At 62.4% G+C, this 880-nt stretch carries 1 protein-coding gene and 1 pseudogene; both read left to right on the top strand.

The genetic code is table 11. From position 1 onward, the window contains the following. Positions 1–98: 98 nt before the first annotated feature. Positions 99–317 (top strand): annotated as a pseudogene (locus EET67_RS26350) (transposase); the annotation flags it as partial. Positions 318–355: 38 nt separating this feature from the next. Next, positions 356–880, top strand: a complete 525-nt coding sequence (locus tag EET67_RS26345; protein WP_128628921.1) for an IS5 family transposase — start codon at positions 356–358, stop codon at positions 878–880.

The following is an 880-nucleotide window of genomic DNA, read 5'->3' as shown; positions in this document are numbered from 1 at the left end:
CTAGGCTGTGTGGACGAATTGACTCAGGTATAGGTTTTGGGGTTCCGGGGACGAATCCGGTCTGATTCATAGGTTGCTGACTGATTTGGAGGTCGGCGATGTCCACGAAGATGACGGATACGGATTGGGCGAACGCGCTGGAGGTCTTCCGGGCCTGCCTGCCCCGGCGGGGCCGCAAGGCCGCGGACGACCGGTTGTTTCTGGAAGCGATGCACTTCTTCACGGTGGAGAATGTGCGCTGGCGGGCGCTGCCGGAGCGCTTCGGCCATTGGAACTCGGTGTGGAAGCGCTTTGACCGGCTGAGCAAGGCGGGCGTATTTGAAGCCTTCTTCGACACGTTGGCCGAGATGAGTGCATCGGCCCATTTGATCCAGATGTTCGATTCCACCATCGTACGCGCCCATGTCTCGGCGGCCGGCGCAAAGGGGGGCAGCAAGGCCAGGCGCTCGGCCGCTCGCGCGGCGGGTTCACGACGAAAATCCACGCCAAAGCGGACAATTCGGGCGACATCATCGCGTTCGATCTGACCGGCGGCCAGGTTTCCGACACAACCCGTTTCGAGACCTTGCTCAACATAGGGCCGGACATCACCCCACGCGCCGCGCTGGGCGACAAAGGCTATTCCAGTAAGGCCAATCGCGCCGCCGCGCGGGCTCGCGGCATCGCCCCGGTGATCCCCCACAAGGCCAACGAGAAGAACATACCGGCCTTCTTCGCCAAGTCGCTCTATAAGGCTCGCGCCCGCATCGAACAGGGCTTCGGCCGGCTCAAGCGCTTCAAACGCGTCGCCCTGCGCTGCGAAAAGACCGCACGGAACTTCCGCTCCATCGTAAGCTTCGCCGCCGGACTATGCTTGATCAAATTCGTCCACACGGCCTAG

Origin of the sequence: Borborobacter arsenicus (assembly GCF_003934165.1) — a bacterium.
In the GTDB taxonomy this organism is placed as follows: Bacteria; Pseudomonadota; Alphaproteobacteria; order Rhizobiales; family Rhizobiaceae; genus Pseudaminobacter; species Pseudaminobacter arsenicus.
This window is presented reverse-complemented; position numbering and strand designations above follow the sequence as displayed.